Annotated in this window: 19 protein-coding genes, 1 tRNA gene and 1 pseudogene; 5 read left to right on the plus strand and 16 right to left on the minus strand. The window is 68.0% G+C overall.

All coding sequences use genetic code 11. The features are described 5' to 3' along the window. The first annotated feature begins 4 nt into the window (after positions 1-4). Positions 5-1,483, plus strand: a complete 1,479-nt coding sequence (locus VFV67_RS19020; RefSeq protein ID WP_326471751.1) for a relaxase/mobilization nuclease domain-containing protein — start codon at positions 5-7, stop codon at positions 1,481-1,483. A 68-nt stretch (positions 1,484-1,551) separates the two neighbouring features. Here the strand turns inward: VFV67_RS19020 and VFV67_RS19025 are convergent, their stop codons facing one another. Next, a complete protein-coding gene (locus VFV67_RS19025) occupies positions 1,552-2,532 on the minus strand; it encodes a hypothetical protein (RefSeq protein WP_326471753.1) in 981 nt (326 codons plus the stop codon). A 460-nt stretch (positions 2,533-2,992) separates the two neighbouring features. Here VFV67_RS19025 and VFV67_RS19030 point away from each other — a divergent pair. Continuing rightward, positions 2,993-3,490 (plus strand): annotated as a pseudogene (locus tag VFV67_RS19030) (hypothetical protein); the annotation flags it as partial. Here the strand turns inward: VFV67_RS19030 and VFV67_RS19035 are convergent. Beyond that, positions 3,455-5,311, minus strand: a complete 1,857-nt coding sequence (locus VFV67_RS19035) for a hypothetical protein (protein WP_326471755.1) — start codon at positions 5,309-5,311, stop codon at positions 3,455-3,457. The pseudogene VFV67_RS19030 and the gene VFV67_RS19035 overlap by 36 nt on opposite strands. Positions 5,312-5,522: 211 nt before the next feature. Then, positions 5,523-5,858 (minus strand): AlpA family phage regulatory protein, encoded by a 336-nt coding sequence (locus tag VFV67_RS19040; protein ID WP_326471756.1) that lies wholly within the window; start codon positions 5,856-5,858, stop codon positions 5,523-5,525. Positions 5,859-5,982: 124 nt separating this feature from the next. Between VFV67_RS19040 and VFV67_RS19045 the strand changes: the two genes are divergently transcribed. Then, on the plus strand, positions 5,983-6,630 hold the full coding sequence (locus tag VFV67_RS19045) for a helix-turn-helix transcriptional regulator (RefSeq protein ID WP_326472012.1): 648 nt from the start codon (positions 5,983-5,985) through the stop codon (positions 6,628-6,630). 53 nt (positions 6,631-6,683) lie between these two features. Continuing rightward, on the plus strand, positions 6,684-7,796 hold the full coding sequence (locus VFV67_RS19050; RefSeq protein ID WP_326471758.1) for a tyrosine-type recombinase/integrase: 1,113 nt from the start codon (positions 6,684-6,686) through the stop codon (positions 7,794-7,796). Between the two features lie 119 nt (positions 7,797-7,915). Here VFV67_RS19050 and VFV67_RS19055 read toward each other — a convergent pair. The 4 genes from VFV67_RS19055 to cmk all read right to left on the minus strand — a co-directional run bounded on the left by VFV67_RS19055 (position 7,916) and on the right by cmk (position 10,841). Continuing rightward, a tRNA-Pro gene (locus VFV67_RS19055) sits at positions 7,916-7,989 on the minus strand. A 54-nt stretch (positions 7,990-8,043) separates the two neighbouring features. Further along, positions 8,044-9,456, minus strand: a complete 1,413-nt coding sequence (gene der / locus VFV67_RS19060) for a ribosome biogenesis GTPase Der (protein WP_326471760.1) — start codon at positions 9,454-9,456, stop codon at positions 8,044-8,046. Next, entirely contained in the window at positions 9,453-10,109 is a 657-nt protein-coding gene (locus VFV67_RS19065; RefSeq protein ID WP_326471762.1) for a lysophospholipid acyltransferase family protein, read from the minus strand. Before VFV67_RS19065 ends, der begins: the two co-directional genes overlap by 4 nt. Before the next feature lie 3 nt (positions 10,110-10,112). Further along, positions 10,113-10,841 (minus strand): (d)CMP kinase, encoded by a 729-nt coding sequence (gene cmk / locus VFV67_RS19070; RefSeq protein ID WP_326471764.1) that lies wholly within the window; start codon positions 10,839-10,841, stop codon positions 10,113-10,115. A gap of 226 nt (positions 10,842-11,067) precedes the next feature. On the opposite strand from cmk, the gene VFV67_RS19075 reads away from it, so the two are divergent. After that, a complete protein-coding gene (locus tag VFV67_RS19075; protein ID WP_326471766.1) occupies positions 11,068-12,174 on the plus strand; it encodes a hypothetical protein in 1,107 nt (368 codons plus the stop codon). A 4-nt stretch (positions 12,175-12,178) separates the two neighbouring features. Here VFV67_RS19075 and mug read toward each other — a convergent pair whose 3' ends face one another. The 9 genes from mug to VFV67_RS19120 are packed head-to-tail and all read right to left on the minus strand — an operon-like array spanning position 12,179 to position 19,175. Next, positions 12,179-12,733: a G/U mismatch-specific DNA glycosylase gene (gene mug, locus VFV67_RS19080; protein ID WP_326471768.1), complete on the minus strand. Its 555-nt coding sequence runs from the start codon at positions 12,731-12,733 to the stop codon at positions 12,179-12,181. A 3-nt stretch (positions 12,734-12,736) separates the two neighbouring features. After that, positions 12,737-13,081 carry a metal-sulfur cluster assembly factor gene (locus VFV67_RS19085; RefSeq protein ID WP_326471770.1) on the minus strand — a complete coding sequence of 115 codons (345 nt, stop codon included), beginning with the start codon at positions 13,079-13,081 and terminating at the stop codon, positions 12,737-12,739. Continuing rightward, the gene (sufU, locus tag VFV67_RS19090; RefSeq protein ID WP_326471771.1) at positions 13,078-13,524 is read right to left on the minus strand and encodes a Fe-S cluster assembly sulfur transfer protein SufU; all 447 of its coding nucleotides are present in this window, start codon (positions 13,522-13,524) and stop codon (positions 13,078-13,080) included. Before sufU ends, VFV67_RS19085 begins: the two co-directional genes overlap by 4 nt. After that, positions 13,521-14,759, minus strand: coding sequence for a cysteine desulfurase (locus tag VFV67_RS19095; protein ID WP_326472014.1), 1,239 nt, complete (start codon positions 14,757-14,759; stop codon positions 13,521-13,523). Before VFV67_RS19095 ends, sufU begins: the two co-directional genes overlap by 4 nt. Before the next feature lie 17 nt (positions 14,760-14,776). Further along, a complete protein-coding gene (gene sufC, locus VFV67_RS19100) occupies positions 14,777-15,550 on the minus strand; it encodes a Fe-S cluster assembly ATPase SufC (protein WP_326471773.1) in 774 nt (257 codons plus the stop codon). A gap of 9 nt (positions 15,551-15,559) precedes the next feature. After that, on the minus strand, positions 15,560-15,883 hold the full coding sequence (locus tag VFV67_RS19105; RefSeq protein WP_326471775.1) for a non-heme iron oxygenase ferredoxin subunit: 324 nt from the start codon (positions 15,881-15,883) through the stop codon (positions 15,560-15,562). Continuing rightward, positions 15,880-17,037, minus strand: a complete 1,158-nt coding sequence (sufD, locus tag VFV67_RS19110; RefSeq protein WP_326471777.1) for a Fe-S cluster assembly protein SufD — start codon at positions 17,035-17,037, stop codon at positions 15,880-15,882. The genes VFV67_RS19105 and sufD overlap by 4 nt, the downstream gene beginning before the upstream one ends. Next, positions 17,038-18,480: a Fe-S cluster assembly protein SufB gene (gene sufB / locus VFV67_RS19115; RefSeq protein ID WP_326471778.1), complete on the minus strand. Its 1,443-nt coding sequence runs from the start codon at positions 18,478-18,480 to the stop codon at positions 17,038-17,040. It abuts the gene before it with no gap. Next, complete coding sequence (locus VFV67_RS19120; RefSeq protein ID WP_326471779.1) at positions 18,477-19,175, minus strand: metalloregulator ArsR/SmtB family transcription factor; 699 nt, start codon at positions 19,173-19,175, stop codon at positions 18,477-18,479. Before VFV67_RS19120 ends, sufB begins: the two co-directional genes overlap by 4 nt. Positions 19,176-19,251: the final 76 nt, after the last annotated feature.

Genomic DNA, 19,251 nt, shown 5'->3' on the forward strand with positions numbered 1-19,251 from the left:
CGCGGTGTTTCCGAAGATCCTGCCGCGCCACCACAACCTGCGCGGCGCAGTGTTCTACGTGTTCACCACCGGCGGTCGCACCGTGCACACCGACCCGCACATCGTCGCCGCCTGGGACGAACAGCTCTGCGACCCGGTGCTCGCTCGCCCGGACAAGACCGGCCTACGCGCCCTGGTCGACCGCATGGACGCACCTCGCGTCCTGCGAGCCATCGAGGTCAAAGCCGGCCACGTCTACCACGTCCCAATCGCCGCGCACCGCGACGACGGCTTGCTCGGCGACGACCAATGGCGCCAGCTCGCCTACGAAGTCGTCGGCCGGCTTGGCTTGTCCGGCTGCCGCTGGATCGCCGTGCACCACGGCCCCAGCCGCGCCGGCAACGACCACATCCACCTCATCGTCCAACTCGTCGGCGACAACGGAAAACTCGCCCGCCTCTCCTACGACAAGACCAAGATCCGCGCCTGGGCGCGCGAAGTCGAAGAACGCCTCGACCTCGTCCGCACCGGCCCCGACGGCACCGGCGCCCGCCCACTCTCCCGCGCCGAACACGACCGCGCCCGCACCACCGGCATCGAACCCCAACGCCGCACCCTCGAACGCCTCGTCCGCGCCGCTGCCGGCGCAGCCCACTCCGCCGAACAGTTCGTCGCCACCCTCCACGACCAGGACGTGACCGTCCACCCGCGCATCCACGCTGGCCGCGTAGTCGGCTACTCCGTCGCTCTGCATCCTGACCTCGTCCACGACGACGCACCCGCCCTGGAACTGTCCGGCTCCCAACTCGCCCGCGACCTGTCCTTGGCCCGCTTGCAAGCCCGATGGGCCGACGACTACACCAGCGATCACCCCGACCACTGGACCACCTCAAGGCCCGTCTACCACGGCGGAGCGGCCCGATGGCGGACGGGCCACCGCCGCGTCCAAGAGGCGCTCCGCGAGCTCTCTCACCTCCATCCCAACGACCGATCCGCTTGGCACGCCGCTATCGACCAGGCCGCCGACTTCGCCGCCATGCTGTCCGTCCAAGTCGACCCAACCGACACACACGGCCTACGCGAACCCCTCCGCGCGGCCGCCACCGACCTTGCCGCCGCAGCCCGACTCAGCCGACCCAACACAAGGAGCCCGGCCGGCCGACCCCACCCGATCGTGTTACCCACCCTGCTCGCCGCCACCCGCCTCCTGGCCCGCACCCACGCCCCCGAACTTGCGGTTGCCCTGCTCGTAATCGCCGCCTTCGCCGCGCTCGTCTTGGCTCTCGCCGACCGCCAGCGCTATGACCGCAAACCCGGCCAATCCGGCGCCCACCTCCGCACCGCCGCCGCCCGACTCGCCCCATATCAACCTCGGACTGAACCTGCCAGGCCGTCAACGACGACCGCCCGTCAGCCGAAAGCACCGACGAGCGCACCATCCGTCGGTGAACGGCCCCCGATCTACCGTCCACCCACCCAGGTGCCACGCGGTCGGACCAGATGAACCGCATCAGCATCACGCGACCTGATCACATGCCCCGGGCGATCTAGGTCGACGGGACAGATGTGGATCTACGACTGCCGGCTGATCAGCTCATCGAGTTCCACATGAGCAAGTAGCTCCTCAATGGCGGACTCGTGGCTCAGATCCAGGGCCTGCAGCTCGTTGGTTGTACGCCGGAGCTTGGTCGGACATTCCGTCGCCGCGTCATCAACGATGGTGCCTGCTTCCGCCTGATCCCACCGAACAGCGGCGAGCCGTGTGCGTTCAAAATTTGCAGCAAGCAGGACGTCGACCCTCGGCCTGCCGAAAGCGTCATTCCGAGAATGCTGCAACGCCACAACGCGAACACCGGTGATGCCAGGAGCGACCGCGAGTGCTTCGCGTACGGTCAGCAGCACGTGCGAGGCGACCATCGTGGTATGCAGCCCGCCACGCTCGGCCTTCGCAAGTTTCTTGAGCGTCAGGTTCCCAGCCGGTGTGGTAGCCGGCCGGCGCTCCGGCACGATGTCGATGCTGGGTACCAGCACAACCACGGACAGCTCACTGCCATTAACGCCTACCGCGGCAGCAGGTGCCTCGTTGTCCTCGAACGCCTCGGCAAGCACGCTGAGCACAACATCCTCGTCGTTGCCAACGAGCGCAGCCCACCACTGGTCCAACTGAGCTTGATACCGAACCCGCTGCTGTTCCTGATTCAGCGTCTGCCGTTCGATCTCCCGCTGCGCCGCCTGATCAGCCGCCGCGAGAGCGGCCTTGCGCGCTGCTCGCTGGAACAGACCGATGCCCTTTACCGCTTGGGCGCGATGTGCCGAGATGATCGCCTTGGTGTGGATCGGCGGGGGTGCCGGAGCTATGGGACGGACAGCCTCCGGAAAGTCCTGGCGATGGAGGTTGAGGAACTCGTTGAGCGCATCGCGCAACTCCTGTGCCTGCTCCAGCTTCGCGGACTGCGCCAGCGCACGTTGAGACGAACCCGCGCGAGCGGTACGCGACGCCGACGACCGTCCGGTTCGTCGACGGGAGCCAGACAGCGATGTGTAGAAGCTCACCGGTCCCGCCCCGGTGGAGAATCCCGTTCTCCCGCCACCAACGTGAAGGCGAGCGGCCCGCGGCCCGAGACTGGTCCGGATGCCACGACTCGAAGCCCGAACCCGAACACCCGGCGCGACCTTGAACGAGAACCCCACGATTCGCCTCCTGGATCACTCGACTCAAACCAAGTCGCTGCAGGACGCTGACCGGTTACACCTCGGCGCTCGATTCGCAAGGTAGGTAACGCGCTCGCACGTTGACCCGCCAGGCATGGCGATCGATGCCTAGGCTGTCGCAGTGGACGCCGACTACAACTTGCCCGGCGAAGCATGGCCAATCCAGGTACGCCTGGACCGATGGGGACCAAGGATTCCGCCTGACGCCTGGCCGCCCTTCCCACCCGAGACGAACGCCTTATGGCGCCGGCAGGTCTTTGCTGTAGCCGATCGGTGACACGCTCGCCGGTGTACCGCGCGAGAGTTGTTGGTCGCCGTCCTGATGTGGGGATACGGCGTACGGGGCTACGGACCGGTTCGCACGCTTGCGGCGTTGAACTCCGACCCGGAGGGCGCCAAGCTTAAGTACAACCTCGCCCCCCTTAGGACAGGCCGGCCGTCGGAACATGATCTGTACGCCGCCTATGACAGATTCACCCCGGCTTCCCCGACGCACCTGCAACAGCTTGGCCCTGCGTTCTTCACCAAGATGCTGTACTTCGTCGGCTACCGTCGCGGCATCGGCGGCGTGCAACCACTGATCTTGGATCGCGTCGTCGCCAAGCGCCTCCCGGAGCAGGCAGGTCCCGCATGCTCGAGAAGCTGGGGCTGGCCCAGTCAGCACTGGCTTACCTACCTGCGCTGGGCCGCAGAAGAGGCGCTCGATCCCGCCTTCGGCGGCGAACCTGACGGTGTGGAACTGGCATTATTCAACGACAATTGGTCACGCGCATCCAATGACGGTCAGATCGTCCCATAGTCCTGTCACCGTCCTTCTAGTGCTGTGTAGAAGGTTGTCCAGGAGAGCGAGGCTGTACGAATCGGGGCTCGGGTGACCGGCCTGCGACGCGGCTCGCGCCTGATCGTGTACAGCCTGCAGCAAGTGTGGCTGAACGATGGCGACCCTGGTCTTGTCGGTCGCCACGCGTGTGTGCAACTGCTGGACGAAGTCAGCGCTCTTGGCTCGGTGGCCGGAATTCCACGCGGCAGGTGCGGCGATACGCGGTTTGCTGAGCCGCTCGATCAGAGCGTCATTGCCTAGCAGCCGGATGTTCTTTTCGGCCTGGCTGACTACCTGTTCGAACCGTGTGACAGCGACACGGCGGTCCAGAGATTGGTTATCGGCCGCCTTGACATGGATTGCGGTCAGGGTGCCCTCGTTGTCGAGGTGTAGGAAATCAGCGATCTCGCCGGCGCCGTCATCGCACAGCAGCCAATCGCCTCCATATCGCCGGACCACCCAGGCGAACAGCGAGTCGTCTCCCTTGCGGGCGATTGCGTCATGGATTGCCTGATCGCCGCTGACCTTCGGCTTCTCCTTGGCCACCATGAAGCCGGTGAAGTCCTCGAACAGCAAGTTGGGGAACGGCGTGCTCGTAAGATTCTCCCGCGAGATCTCGCGCCCACGGAACGCGTGGCCGGACTCGTAGAACACGGTGAGCAGGTCGCCTTCCGCGATCGCTTCCTTGATCTCCCGCGCGATGGACTCGACGGCCGGCGGGCCAGCGTATCGGACGTCGAGCGCGAAGGCTCCAGCGTCTTCGACCGGCTTGATCGTCAATGTGCCAGCGGGTATCCCGTCCCGACCAACGTCCACAATGGCTTTGGCTGAGCCCGGCTCGCCCCGTACCTCGAGTAGTGCATCGCGCAGCAGCTCGGCGCGCTCCACCCGCTGCTCGTCGGCATCGGGCTCGCCACGCACCTGATCTGGGTCGGCGACCGAGATGTCGAACGCGCCGCGAACCCGACTCAAGTCCGTCTCCCGAATCGCAAGCTCCGAGAACAGCGCCTCTGGTACATCTTCGCCGACCAGGGCCTTCTCCAGCAGGTCGAGCGCTTCCACGGCTGCCGCCAGGAACATCGGGAAGTGCGACGTCCGCTTCCACGCGATGCGCGACTTGTTCGGAGAGACGGTGAGGAGATCACGGAGTACAGCTGCATCGTCCTCTGGACGGAAGTCGATCTTCGCCGCGGTCATCGCATAAGAGCCGTCTTCGATGGTGTCCAACGCATCCTGAAGCCGGATACCGCCCAGCGCCTTGGTGTCAGCCTTCGTCGATCGCCGTCGGTGCACACCGTGCATCCATAGCATCTTTCCGTCACCACGGAACGTTCCGGCCAATATGTCTGCCGGGATGAACCGGTACGGTGCGGCGCCCTGACGCAACCACTTCCGAAGCTCAGCCTCGCTAGTGATGTCACTCCACACAGCCACAAGTCGGTTGCGACGCAGCGCTATCGTGAGCTGATTGGTCACGTCAGTAAAGGCCGAATCCGGACCTGCCCAACTGGGAGGGCGTAGCTGTTCTCTTGAAATGCCATACAGGCCCTCGAAGCCGACGTCGGCAAGTACGCCGACTTCATCGATGGCATCATCTCCGCCCAGCGTGATCTCGGCACGGACTCGGACTGCGACAGCTCGGCCACGTGTGCTCGCCGACCTTCGCAGGAATCGAACGAGTGAACGAAAGGCGACTACGGCGTCGTCACTGGTGCACTCCAGCACTGTGATCGACAGAAACGGGGTCACATCCGCCAGACGAAGCGGCTCCAAGCCTTCCGTCGGCGTGGGGGTCGTCATACTTCGCGGACGATAGCTTGCGCTACCGTCTACTCGCGAGTCGCACCTCACCCTCAATCAACTTGTCATTGAATTGTCCACAACAGACATTCAATCGACCGCCGCCATTCACCCCTTGTGGTCGATCAATACCACGACGTATTTACGTCAACGCAGGCGTCCACTTGCGGCGAAATTCGACAGGCCGATCGGCGAGATAGAAAGAATCATTCTAACGATTAATATCGCCTGGTGTTGACCGCTCTGATGAAACGGAGCCGTGAGCTTCGGTGCCACCGGGCCTATGTCTACGTGTCGACTCGGCCTCGACCCTGGACAGCGCGTGCGCGATGGATTCGGTGACTACGACTCGCCTTCGGGCACCAAGCCGGATGACCTTCGCTGGGAACTCGTTTCGGGTGATGAGTTCGTAGGCGTGGCTGGTGGAGATCCCGAAGGCGGCCGCGGCCATGCGTACGCTGACGGTGGCGGGCCAGCTTTTGATCTCGGTCAGGGTGGGTGTGTCGGGCCGGTCGGGCTGACCTGGGTTGTTCGGCTCCTGCTCCATCTCTCCCCCATGTGCTCATCTGTCCGAATTTCAAGCCTTCCAAGCTCATAGTTCTGGGCCAATCAGTCCTTGTCAACCGGACAAGTCATGTGCCAGGGTGTCTGGCGTGGAGGCACCGCAGGCGGTGGGGGCCGTTGTTGGGGAGAACCTGCGACGGTTGCGTGAGCAGAGTCGGTTGACGCAGTACGAGGCTGCGCACCTGGTCAAGCAGTATGGGTTGCGGTGGAGCCGGAGCAAGGTGGCGGCGATCGAGGCTGGGGAGCGGTCGACGGTCAGCCTGGCGGATGTGCTGCTGCTGGCGTTGGCGTTCCGGGTGTCGATCACGGAGTTCTTCGAGGGGGACGGTGACGTGGTGCTGGCGGAGCATCTTGCGCCACTCCCCCGCGAGTGGGTCATCGGGATCATGCAGGGGAACCATCCCCGGCCGGAGATCGCGCCACGGGAGGCCGTTGAGAAAGAGGCCCGCGATGTGGAGCAGATGTTTGCCACGGTCGACGCGTTCAAGCGCGGGTCGGATGCCATCGAGGCTGATCAAGGGCTGGCGCGCCGGTTGAAGGTGTCGGTGGAGGACGTGGTTCGGGTTGCGCGGGCGATGTGGGGGCGGACGCTGACCGATGAGCGGGATGCTCGGGTGGTTGAGCTGGGGGCGGTGGAGACCGCGGAGCGGCAGGCGCGTCGGGGGCACATCACGCGGGAGCTGTCGCAGCAGATCGAGGAGCAGCTCCGCGGCCAGGACTCACCGTTGTCAGACGGAGAGAGGAGGACAGATTGAGTGATCAGATCAAGAAGATCGAGTTAGCCGGCGGCAAGGTCCGGTACCGGTTCGTGGTCGACATCGGGCGTGATCCGAAGACCGGACGTCGGCGGCAGCTGACCAAGACCTACGACACCAAGAAGGAGGCACGCGCCGCGTACGCCAAGATCCGGCACCGGACCGAGGAAGGCACGTTCGTCGCGCCGGCCAAGATGACCGTGCGGGATTGGCTGGAGACGTGGCTGAAGTCGGCGGCGATCGACGTGGAGAAGGCCACCGCACACAACTACGCCGATGCGCTGCGGCCGGTGCTGCAGCAGTTGGGTGATCGCAAGCTCCAGGAGTTGTCCGAAGAGGACATCGACGAGTTGGTGAGCTGGATGCTCACGGCCGGACGGGTCCGCGGTGGCAAGCCGGGAACCGGGCTCGGAGTGCGATCGGTGCAGTTGACCCTCGGACGGCTGCGGTCAGCGCTGAATGTCGCGGTGCGGCGGAAGTTGGTGGTGCGCAACGTGGCGCAGTACACCCAGATTCCACGCGAGGCACGGAACAAGGCGGCCGCTCAACGAGCCGTGCGGACACCGTGGGCCGACAGCGAGGTCAAGGCGTTCCTGGCGGCTAACCGGGAGGATCGGCTCTATGCGCCGGTGCTGCTGTCGCTGATCGGGATGCGGCCAGCCGAGGTGTGCGGGCTGCGCTGGGAGGCGGTCGACCTGGAGGCCGGGACGCTCACCATCGTCCTTACCAGGACGCTGGTCGAGGGTGAGGTGGAGGAGAAGGGTCCCAAGTCGGAGATGGGCAAGCGGATGCTGCCGTTACCCAAACTGGTGTTGGCGGCGCTGAAGTCCGCCAGGGCACGCCAGGCGAAGGAGAAACTGGCGGCTGGCGCCGCTTATGGCGACGCTGGTTACGTCCTGGTGGATGAGGTGGGCCTGCCGTTCAAGACAGATCAGCTCCGGCGGGCGATCTACAAACTGATGGAGCATGCGGAGGTTCGGAAGGTGCGGCCGTACGACGCCCGGCATGGGTGCCTGACCTACCTGGCAACCTCGGGTGTGCCGGACGTGATCGTGAGTGCCTGGGCGGGTCACGCGGATCTGAGTTTCACGAAGCGGGTGTACGTGCATCCGAACGTCGAACATCTCAGGGAAGCGGCTGATCGGCTCGACGTGTTGTTCGGATAGGCAAGCAGTACAAGCGTTCGTGAGGATGTGAGACGAGATGGGTCAGACAGCAGTCAGGGCCTCGTCTCACTGGAAGTGAAACAAGGCCCTGACCTGGACTTTCGCCCTCAAGCTAGCCGTCGGGCTGACAGGATTTGAACCTGCGACCCCTTGACCCCCAGTCAAGTGCGCTACCAAACTGCGCCACAGCCCGGCTGCACCCCCCGGGGAGGGGGTGCAGGGAGAGTGTAGGGGATGGGGGTGGGGGTTAGTGCTTGCGGGGGCGTTTTTCGCGGACGCGGACTGAGATGCGGATGGGGGTGCCGGGGAAGCCGAAGTGGTCGCGGAGCTTGCGTTCAAGGAAACGGCGGTAGCCGGCCTCGAGGAAGCCGGTGGTGAAGAGGACCAGGGTGGGGGGGCGGGTTTGGGCTTGGGTGGCGAAGAGGATCTTGGGTTGGCGGCCGCTGCGGACCGGGGGTGGGGTGGCGGCGACGATGTCGTTCAGCCAGCTGTTGAGGGGGCCGGTGGGGATGCGCTTGTCCCAGGAGTCGAGGGCGGTGCGCAGGGCGGGCGCCAGTTTGCGCACGGAGCGGCCGGTCAGGGCGGAGACGTTGACCTTCTCCGCCCAGGGGATGCGGACTAGGTCGCGGTCGAGTTCCCGGGAGAGTTGGTGGCGGCGGTCTTCGTCGACGAGGTCCCATTTGTTGAACGCGAGGACGAGGGCGCGGCCGGCGTCGACGACCATGGTGAGAACCCGGAGGTCCTGTTCGGTGATGGGTTCGCTGGCGTCGAGCAGCACGATGGCGACTTCGGCGGCTTCGATGGCGGCGCGGGTACGCAGGGAGGCGTAGTACTCGGTGCCGCTGGCGGTGTTGACGCGTTTGCGCATGCCGGCCGTGTCGATGAAGCGCCAGAGGTCGTCGTCGAGCTCGACCAGGGAGTCGACCGGGTCGACCGTGGTGCCGGCGACGGGGTCGACGACGGCGCGGTTCTCGCCGGTCAGGCGGTTGAGCAGGCTGGATTTGCCGACGTTGGGCTTGCCGACGAGGGCGACGCGACGCGGGCCACCGGTCGACCCGAAGGTGTCCCGGGGGGATTCCGGCAGCGCGACCAGGATGGCGTCGAGGAGATCGCCGGAGTTGCGGCCGTGCAGGGCACTGACCGGGTGGGGGTGGCCGAGCCCAAGGGACCACAGGGCCGCCGTGTCGGAGAGCAACCGGTCGTCGTCGACCTTGTTGGCCGCGAGGAGTACGGGGGTCTTGGAACGGCGCAGGACCTTGGCGGCGGCCTCGTCGGTAGCGGTGGCGCCGACGGTGGCGTCCACCACCAGGAGCACGGCGTCGGCGGTGGCCATGGCCAGCTCGGCCTGTTCGGTGACGGCGGCGCCGAGACCGTGCGCGGCGGGGTCCCAGCCGCCGGTGTCGACCACGGTGAACCGGCGGCCGTTCCACAGCGCGTCGTAGGCGACCCGGTCCCGGGTGACACCGGGCTTGTCCTGCACCACCGCCTCGCGCCGGCCGAGGATGCGGTTGACCAGGGTGGACTTGCCGACGTTCGGGCGACCGACCACGGCGAGTACCGGCTGCGGGGGCTGGGCACCGGGATCGTCGCCGTGGCCGAACTCCTCGTCCACCACGGTCCACTCGGACTCGTCGGCCCAGCTGCCGTCTGTCTCGGTCATCGTGTCACGCTCTGCTCTCGCATCTGGTCCAGCTCACGAACCAGCTCGGCCAGTTGGAGTCGGATCTCTTCGGTGGCGGCGACCAGACCGTTCCGTCCACGATGGACGGAGACGGGGAAAGGCTTGCCCACCAACACGTCCACCCGCGGGCGGAAGCGGCGGCGGGCGCCCGGCGGACGGTTGGTACCCCGGGTGGCCACCGGCAGCACCTGCGCGCCGGAGGAGCGTACCAGCCAGGCGGCGCCCTGCTCGGCGCGCAGCACGTCGCCGGCGCCGCGGGTGCCCTCCGGAAACACTCCAACCAGGCCGCCGGCGCGCAGGAACCGGACCGCGGCCATCAGCGGCCCGCGATCGGCCTCGCCACGGCGAATGGTGAGCTGGCCGATCCAGCGCAGCGGCGGGCCGGCCGGGCCGCGAGCCAGTTCCTCCTTGACCAGAAACACCGCCCGCCGCCGGACCAGGCCGAAGATCAGCTGCGGCTCGATCATCGAGCTGTGGTTGGCCACCAGCACCACCGGACCGGTGGCGGGGACGCGTTCCCGGCCGTGGATCCGGATCCGGTAGGTCGGGCGGTGCAGCCACGTGGCCACCCAGCGGCCGAAGTCATGCAGCCACGGCTTGGCACCGTCCGGCAGGGTGGGGTGGTTCGGCACGGATCACCGTCCGGCGCGCTCGGCCGCCACCCCGCGCAGACCGCGTTCGTCCACAATGGTCAACAGCAGGTCGACCACCCCGGCCAGGTCGAGATCCGTGGTGTCCAACCGAACCGCGTCGTCGGCCGCCCGCAGTGGCGATGCCGACCGGGAGGAGTCCAGCCGGTCCCGCCGGTCCACGTCCAACCGGGTAGCATCCACAGTGGACGGACGCCCCTCGGCGGCGTCCTGTCGCGCCCGGCGCAGCGCCCTTGCGTCCGACGACGCGGTGAGGAACACCTTGAGCGGCGCGTCCGGCGCCACCGCGGTGCCGATGTCCCGGCCCTCCACCACGATCCCGTGCCCGCCGCCCACCTCCCGCTGGATGATCGCGCGCTGCTCGGCCTTGAGCAGCTCACGAACCCCAGGGATGGCCGAGACCGCGGACACCGCGAGGGTCACCGGCCGGCCGCGGATCTCGGCGGCGACGTCCTCGTCGCCGATGTGCACGGTCGACCGGTCCGGGTCGGTCCCCATCCGCAGGTCGAGGCCCTCGGCGATGGGCACGATCCGGGCCTCGTCGTCCGGATCGAGGCCGGCCCGGAGGGTGGCGAGCGTCACCGCCCGGTACATCGCGCCGGTGTCCAGGTACCGCGCGCCGAGCCGCCTGGCCAGGCGGCGGGCGACGGTCGACTTGCCGGTGCCCGACGGGCCGTCCAGCGCGATCACACCGCGCAGATCGCCAGCATCCACCCGTGTGCCTCCTGCCCGCCGCCGCCTGTCCACCTCCATTCTGCCTGGGCCATCCCGGGGCCGCTCCGGCCGGGCGGTGCGGCGGTGAGTTCGGTCTCATCGCAGGTCGCGGAACTGATCACAAAAACGGTCACGGTGGGTGTCAGGCCAATTCTGGTAAATGGGGTTGCGAATCATCCGATTGATGCAAGAAATTGATGACCACCGCTGTTAACCTCGATCACTGATGACCACTTCAGGCCCGGGCGCTCCGGAACCCGACGACGTGCCGGCGAGCGCCGAAGGCACTCAGTCGTCGGTGGAGACCGAGCAGCCGGTCGAGTCCGAGCCGGTGGCCGAGTCTGACGTGGGGGAACGGGAATCCCCGCCGCCGCCGTGGCTGTACGAACCGTACGGCTCGACCGCGACCCGGGTCATCCCGGAAACGCCGCGCCCCGGTTTCCTCGTTTCAGGTTCGGCCATCCTGCTGCTGATCGGCGGCCTGCTCGCGGTGATCGCATTTTTCGCCATCAAAGGGCCGGTGGACGTGGTCGCCGGAGCGGCCCGACCGGGTGCGGCGCTGCTGCCGGCCACCGGCGGTAACAGCAGCAGCCAGCCGGCCCCGACCACGACCACCGCGCCGACCACGGATGTGCCCGCGATCACCCCCACGGATGATCCGTCGCCGGCTCCCGCGTCACCCGGTGGTCTGATGGCGGTGCTCGCCGCCCATCCGCTGTCCTCCGCCAAGGTCACGACGGCGGACGTGACCTGCACGCTGAGCCGGTTCGACCCGGCCGACGACCGCCAGGCGGTGTTCTTCCAGGAGGCCAAGGCATGCGCCGACGCGGCCTGGGCTGCGCTGCTCGACGCGGCCGGCATCCCCGCGCCCGGCATCGAGCTGGTGATCGTCAGCGCCCCGCTGACCACCCCGTGCGGTCCGCTCGGCCCCGCCGACCCGGCCACCAGCTGCCAGGCCACGGTCTACATGACGCCTGCGCACCTGCGGGACGTGGAAAGCAACGGACGCTACCCCGGCCGCTACTTCGGGGTGTTCCTGCGCGCCTACGCCGGGGCGATGCAGCACGTGACCGGGCTCACCATCGTGTACGCCACCGCACGCAACCAGCCGGACGCGCCGGTGGACGAGCTGGACACCCGGCTGAGCCAGCAGGCGACCTGCCTCGCCGGCGTGCTGGCCGCCGGTATGGCCGGGCGCGGCGCGGTGGATGGCAACATCACCAACGAGATCCGCGAGCGACTGTCCACTATAGACTCTCCGGACGGCGCCGCCGACTGGCTGGACCAGGGGTTCCAGACCCGCTCACTCAGCTCCTGCAACAGCTGGCTGTAGCGGGTCATCGAACGGTCGGAGTCACCGCGGCGCGCAGCTGGGCGAACTCGGCGGTGAGCCGGTCGAGCTGGAAGTGGGCGTTGAGGCCGCTCGGGTTGGGCAGCACCCACAGCCGGCTGCCGGCCAGCGGGCCGGGCTGCTCCCCCATCGCCGCCCGGGGCCGGTCGAAACCGGTGCGGTAGGCGGTGATGCCGAGCACGGCCACGGTGTGCGGGCGGTAGCGCCGGACCAGCCGGGTGAGCCGGTCCGCGCCGGCCCGCAGCTCGTCGGGGGTGAGCTCGTCGGCTCGCGCGGTGGCCCGGGCGGCCACGTTGGTCACGCCGAGACCGAACGACGGCAGCAGGTGCTGCTCATCCGGGCGCAGCAGGCGTGGGGTCAGGCCGGAGTGGTACAGGACGGGCCAGAACCGGTTGCCGGGACGGGCGAAGTGGAAGCCGGTGGCGGCCGAGTACAGGCCCGGGTTGATTCCGCAGAACAGCACCGAAAGTCCCGGTGCGATCACGTCGGGAATGGTCCGGTCACGGGCCGCGGCCAGTTCGGCGGCGGTCGGGCGGGCCACCGCTCAGACGGTGAAGCCGAGCGCGCGCAGCTGCTCGCGGCCGTCCTCGGTGATCTTCTCCGGGCCCCACGGCGGCATCCAGACCCAGTTGATCCGGAAGTCGCTCACCAGGCCGCCGCCGGGTCCACCGGTCAGCGCGGCGCGGGTCTGGTCCTCGATCACGTCGGTCAGCGGGCACGCCGCCGAGGTCAGCGTCATGTCGATGGTGGCGGTGTTGTCCTCCTCCACCCGGATGTCGTACACCAGACCGAGATCGACGACGTTGATCCCCAGTTCGGGGTCGACCACGTCCCGCATGGCTTCCTCGACGTCCTCGATCGCGGCCAGATCGGCCTGCTCGGTACTCATCGGATCTCGCCTCCATCGGCCCTGGACACCGCGTCCTTGAACGCCATCCAGCCCAGCAAAGCACACTTCACCCGGGCCGGATACCTGGCGACTCCGGCGAACGCGACGGCGTCCTCCAGCTTCTCCTCGTCCGGACTCACCTGACCGCGGCCCTGGATCAGCTCGACGAAGGCGTCCATTGTGGACATCGCGTCGTCCAGGCCGTGGCCGACGACCAGGTCGGTGAGCACCGACGTGGACGCCTGGCTGATCGAGCAGCCCTGGCCCTCGTAGGACACGTCTTCGACGGTGCCGCCGGACAGCTTCACCCGCAACGTCACCTCGTCCCCGCAGGTCGGGTTGACCTGGAAGGACTCGGCGTCGAACGGCTCCCGCAGGCCGCGCCGGTGCGGGTTCTTGTAGTGGTCCAGGATGATCTCCTGGTACATCGAGTCGAGGTTCATCCGCCGAACACCTTCCGCACCCGGGCCAGCCCGCCGACCAGCGCGTCCACCTCGGCCGGCGTGTTGTACAGGTAGAACGACGCCCGGGTGGTCGCCGGAATTCCGAACCGGATGACGGCGGGGCGGGCGCAGTGGTGCCCGACCCGGACCGCGATGCCCTGCTCGTCGAGCACCTGCCCGACGTCGTGCGGGTGGATGCCGTCCAGCGCGAAGGACACCTCGGCCACCCGGCCCTCGGCCGTGTCCGGTCCGATGATCCGCAAGCCCGGCACGGTGCGCAGCCGCTCCAGCACGTACCGGGTCAACTCGGCCTCGTGCGCGGCGATCGCGTCCATCCCGACGGCGGTCAGGTAGTCCACGGCGGCGCCGAGGCCCACCGCCTCGGCGATCGGCGGGGTGCCCGCCTCGTACTTGTGCGGCGGCTGGGCGAACGTCGAGCGCTCCATCGTGACCAACTCGATCATCTCGCCGCCGCCGAGGAACGGCGGCAGGGCGCGGAGCAGTTCCAGCCGTCCCCACAGCACGCCGATGCCGGTCGGACCGAGCATCTTGTGGCCGGTGAACGCGACGAAGTCGGCGTCGAGCGTCCGCACGTTCAGCGGCAGGTGCGGCGCGGACTGCGAAGCGTCCAGCAGCACCAGCGCGCCCACCTCGCGGGCCCGCCGGATCACCGTCTCCACCGGGTTGACCGTGCCGAGCAGGTTGGACACGTGCACCATCGACACGATCTTCGTCCGCTCGTTGACCACTTCGTCCAATGTCGACAGATCGAGTCGACCGTCGTCGGTGATCCGGAACCAGCGCAGGGTCGCGCCGGTGCGCTCGGCGAGCTGGTGCCACGGAACGATGTTGGAGTGGTGCTCCATCTCGGTGATGACGATCTCGTCACCGGGCCCGACCCGGTACGGCGGCTCGGCGTCGCCGAGCACCCGGGCCACCAGGTTCATCGCCTCGGACGAGTTCTTGGTGAAGATCACCTCGTCCCGGCTGGGCGCCGAGATGAACGCCGCCACCCGGTCCCGAGCGGACTCGTACAGCGCCGTGGCCTCCTCGGCCAGCGTGTGGATGCCGCGGTGCACGTTGGCGTTGTGCCGTTCGTAGTACGACACGATCGCCTCGATCACCTGCCGCGGCTTCTGCGACGTGGCCGCGTTGTCCAGGTACACCAACGGTTTGTCGCCGTGCACGACACGGTCCAGGATCGGGAAGTCCTTGCGGATCGCCTCGACGTCCAGAGTCACCGCTCCCCCTCTCAGCCGATCCGGGCGGCTTCCTGCTTGCCGGTGAACCGCACGTAGCCGTCGTTCTCGAGCTGCTCGGCCAGTTCCGAACCACCGGACTCGACGATCCGGCCGCCGGCGAAGACGTGCACGTAGTCCGGGGTGATGTGCCGCAGGATCCGCGTGTAGTGCGTGATCAGCATGACGCCGACCTCCCCCGAGGACTTGAAGTGGTTGATACCCGCGGAAACCACCCGCAGCGCGTCCACGTCCAGTCCGGAGTCGGTCTCGTCCAGGATCGCGATCTTCGGCTGGAGCAGCGCCAGTTGCAGGATCTCGTGGCGCTTCTTCTCACCACCGGAGAAGCCCTCGTTCACGCTGCGCTCGGCGAAGGCCGGGTCGATGTCCAGCCCGGCCATCGCCTCCTTGACCTCCTTGACCCACAGCCGCAGCTTGGGTGCCTCGCCCCGGATCGCGGTGACGGCCGTGCGCAGGAAATTGGACATGGACACGCCGGGAACCTCGACCGGGTACTGCATGGCCAGGAACAGACCGGCCCGCGCCCGCTCGTCCACGGACATGTCCAGCACGTTCTCGCCGTCCAGCGACACCGATCCGGAGGTCACCTGGTACTTGGGGTGGCCGGCGATCGCGTAGGACAGGGTGGACTTGCCCGACCCGTTCGGTCCCATGATCGCGTGCGTCTCGCCGGCCCGGATCGTCAGGTCGACGCCGGACAGGATCTCCTTGTCGGTCTCGTCGGCGACGACCGAGACGTGCAGGTCCTTGATCTCGAGGGTGGACATCTACATCCTTCAGCTGTGGTGGTTGACCGGGGTCGGGTCCACGTAGACCTGACCGTCGGTGATCGTCACGGAAAACACGTCGACCGGCTCGGTGGCCGGCGGGGCGGACGGCGCTCCGGTGCGCAGGTCGAAGCAGGAGCCGTGCAGCCAGCACTCCAGGCCCTTGGCGGTCAGCTCGCCCTCGGACAGCGCCAACTCCGCGTGCGAGCACTCGTCGCGCAGCGCGTGCACCTGATCGCCTTGCCGCACAAGGACGACCGGCACGTCTGCGATCTCGGTGCCGAACGGCTTGCCATCGTCCAGTTCGGACAGTGCGCACACCGGGACGGTCATATCCCGACCGCCTCGAGCTCGGTCTCGATCGCCGCCTCCAGCCGTTCGCGCAGCTCCGGCACGTCGATCTTCTGCAGGACCTCGTGGAAGAACCCGCGGACCACCAGCCGCCGGGCCTGGTCGACCGGGATTCCCCTGGCCTGCAGGTAGAACAGCTGCTCGTCGTCGAACCGGCCGGTGGCGCTGGCGTGCCCGGCGCCCTCGATCTCCCCGGTCTCGATCTCCAGGTTCGGCACCGAGTCGGCCCGCGCGCCGTCGGTGAGCACCAGGTTCCGGTTCAGCTCGAAGGTGTCGGTACCCTCGGCCGCGGCCCGGATCAGCACGTCGCCGATCCACACCGTGTGCGCGCCCTCGCCCTGCAGCGCGCCCTTGTAGGTCACCCGGCTGCGGCAGTTGGGCTGTGCGTGGTCGACGAACGTGCGGTGCTCGAGGTGCTGGCCGGCGTCGGCGAAGTACAGCCCGAGCAGTTCGACGTCGCCGCCCCGGTCGGTGAACGTGGCGGTCGGGTTGACCCGCACCAGGTCGCCGCCAAGGGTGATCACGGTGTGCTTGAGGGTGGCGTCCCGGCCGATGCTGGCATGGTGCGCGGAGACGTGCACCGCGTCGTCGGCCCAGTCGTGCACGGCCACGACGGTCAGCTTCGCCCCGTCCGCCACCACGAACTCGAGGTTGTCGGCGTAGGTTCCGCCGCCCCGGTGGTCGAGCACCACGACCGCCTCGGCGAACCGCTCGGCCCGCACCTGCAGGTGCCCGTAGGCGATCGTGCCCTCCCCCGGCCCGGTCACGGTGACCATGACGGGCGCGGCCGGGACCACATCGCGCGGAATGGTCAGCACGGTGGCCTCGGTGAACGAGCACCAGGCCTGCGCGGCGATCCGGTCCGCCGGTGTGCCGGCCACCCCGAGCCGCTCGTCGCCGCGGGCCACGGTGTCCACCCGAACCTCGGGTCCGGCGCCGACCTCCACCGTCGCCGTGCCGGTGGCCGCCGCGCCGCTGTGCAGCCCGTGCAGCCGCTTCATCGGCGTGAAGCGCCAGATCTCCTCCCGGCCGCCGGGCACCTCGAAGGCGTCCACGTCGAAGGAGGTGAACCACTCCGCGCGGGAGGACTGCGGTACCACCGCACCGTGCGAGTGCGGTTGAGTCGTGGTCGACATCTAGCCGACGGCCCCTTCCATCTGCAGCTCGATCAGCCGGTTCAGCTCGAGCGCGTACTCCATCGGCAGTTCGCGGGCGATCGGCTCGACGAACCCACGCACCACCATCGCCATCGCCTCGTCCTCGGTGAGGCCGCGCGACATCAGGTAGAACAGCTGGTCGTCGCTGATCTTGGACACGGTGGCCTCGTGACCCATCGAGACGTCGTCCTCGCGGATGTCCACGTAGGGATAGGTGTCCGACCGGCTGATCGTGTCCACCAGCAGCGCGTCGCACTTCACCGTGGAGCGGGAGTTGTGGGCCCGCTTGTTCACCTGCACCAGACCGCGGTAGGAGGTGCGGCCGCCGCCCCGCGCGACCGACTTGGACACGATCGTCGAGGACGTGTGCGGTGCCATGTGGACCATCTTCGCGCCGGCGTCCTGGTGCTGGCCCTCGCCGGCGAAGGCGATCGAGAGCACCTCGCCCTTGGCGTGCTCGCCCATCAGGAACACCGAGGGGTACTTCATCGTCACCTTGGAGCCGATGTTGCCGTCGATCCACTCCATGGTCGCGCCCGCCTCGGCCTTGGCCCGCTTGGTGACCAGGTTGTAGACGTTGTTCGACCAGTTCTGGATGGTGGTGTACCGGCAGCGGCCGCCCTTCTTGACGATGATCTCCACGACCGCCGAGTGCAGCGAGTCGGACGAGTAGATCGGCGCGGTGCAGCCCTCGACGTAGTGCACGTAGGCGCCCTCGTCGACGATGATCAGGGTCCGCTCGAACTGCCCCATGTTCTCCGTGTTGATCCGGAAGTAGGCCTGCAGCGGGATGTCCACGTGCACGCCCGGCGGCACGTAGATGAACGACCCGCCGGACCACACGGCGCCGTTGAGCGCGGAGAACTTGTTGTCCCCGTGCGGGATCACCGAGCCGAAGTACTCCTCGAACAGCTCCGGGTGCTCACGCAGGCCGGTATCGGTGTCCAGGAAGATCACGCCAAGGGCCTCGAGGTCCTCGCGGATCTTGTGATAGACCACCTCGGACTCGTACTGCGCGGCGACCCCGGCCACCAGGCGCTGCTTCTCCGCCTCAGGGATGCCCAGCCGGTCGTAGGTGTTCTTGATGTCCTCGGGCAGGTCCTCCCAACTGGCCGCCTGCTTCTCGGTCGAGCGCACGAAGTACTTGATCTTGTCGAAGTGGATGCCGGACAGGTCGGCGCCCCAGTTGGGCATCGGCTTGCGGTCGAACAGCCGCAGTGCCTTGAGCCGGGACTCCAGCATCCACTCCGGCTCGTCCTTCTTGGCCGAGATGTCGCGGACGACGGCTTCGGACAGGCCGCGCTGAGCGCTCGAACCGGCGACGTCGGAGTCGGCCCAGCCGAACGCGTAGCGGCCGAGCGTCGCGAGCGTCTCCTCCTGGCTCAGGGGCGCACCGCCGGTGCGCTCCGGTGCGGTGGTCATGAAGGCGTCCCTTCGGTTGTGGTGGTTGTCCGCTGCGCGGGTACGGGACCGCCGAGCGGAACGTGTGTGGTGCACGCGGCGTCGCCGCGCGCGATGGTGGCCAGCCGCTGCACGTGGATGCCGAGCAGGTCGGCGAACGCCGCCGTCTCGACCTCGCACAGCTGCGGGAACTCGGCCGCGACGTGGGCGACCGGGCAGTGGTGCTGGCAGAGTTGCTCCCCCGCGCCGACCTGCCGTGTTGACGCAGCGTATCCCTCGCGGCTGAGCGCGGCCGCAAGGGCCTTCGCCCGTTCGGCCGGGTCCGCGTGGGCCAGCACCGCGGCGCGGTGCGGTCCGACCAGGCTGGCCACCCGCCGCTCGGCGAACGCCCGCACGGCATCCTCGCCACCGGTCTCGGCCAGGAACCGGATCGCGCTGATCGCCAGGTCGTCGTAGGCGTGCCCGAACTGGGCCCGGCCGGTCTCGGTGAGCAGGAAGACCTTGGCCGGACGACCGCGGCCGCGGTGGCCGCGGACCGGTGCCTCGCGGGTGTACGCCTCGCCGACGGCCACCAGGGCGTCCAGATGGCGGCGCACGGCCGTCATGCTCAACCCCAGGCGCTCGGCGATCGCCGCCGCGGTGATCGGACCGTCCTCGAGCAGCAGACGGGCCACACCCACGCGGGTGCGTCCCTCGGCAAGCTGCTCGTTTTTCACAACACAAGTGTGTCGTATTTCGGTGACGGAGGCAAAGTCGCATGCATAGAAGGTGACTGGCCTCACGGGCCGCCGG

It is taken from the genome of Actinophytocola sp. (assembly GCF_035762905.1).
GTDB lineage: Bacteria > Actinomycetota > Actinomycetes > Mycobacteriales > Pseudonocardiaceae > DASYTH01.

What these genes read in the sequence shown, in the direction of transcription:
- sufB (WP_326471778.1), bottom strand. Translation starts at nt 18,480, where the DNA reads ATGACCACCGCACCGGAGCGCACCGGCGGTGCGCCCCTGAGCCAGGAG.
- sufU (WP_326471771.1), bottom strand. Translation starts at nt 13,524, where the DNA reads ATGAACCTCGACTCGATGTACCAGGAGATCATCCTGGACCACTACAAG.
- VFV67_RS19040 (WP_326471756.1), bottom strand. Translation starts at nt 5,858, where the DNA reads ATGGAGCAGGAGCCGAACAACCCAGGTCAGCCCGACCGGCCCGACACA.
- VFV67_RS19105 (WP_326471775.1), bottom strand. Translation starts at nt 15,883, where the DNA reads ATGACCGTCCCGGTGTGCGCACTGTCCGAACTGGACGATGGCAAGCCG.
- VFV67_RS19085 (WP_326471770.1), bottom strand. Translation starts at nt 13,081, where the DNA reads ATGAGTACCGAGCAGGCCGATCTGGCCGCGATCGAGGACGTCGAGGAA.
- sufC (WP_326471773.1), bottom strand. Translation starts at nt 15,550, where the DNA reads ATGTCCACCCTCGAGATCAAGGACCTGCACGTCTCGGTCGTCGCCGAC.
- VFV67_RS19075 (WP_326471766.1), top strand. Translation starts at nt 11,068, where the DNA reads ATGACCACTTCAGGCCCGGGCGCTCCGGAACCCGACGACGTGCCGGCG.
- VFV67_RS19035 (WP_326471755.1), bottom strand. Translation starts at nt 5,311, where the DNA reads ATGACGACCCCCACGCCGACGGAAGGCTTGGAGCCGCTTCGTCTGGCG.
- sufD (WP_326471777.1), bottom strand. Translation starts at nt 17,037, where the DNA reads ATGTCGACCACGACTCAACCGCACTCGCACGGTGCGGTGGTACCGCAG.
- der (WP_326471760.1), bottom strand. Translation starts at nt 9,456, where the DNA reads ATGACCGAGACAGACGGCAGCTGGGCCGACGAGTCCGAGTGGACCGTG.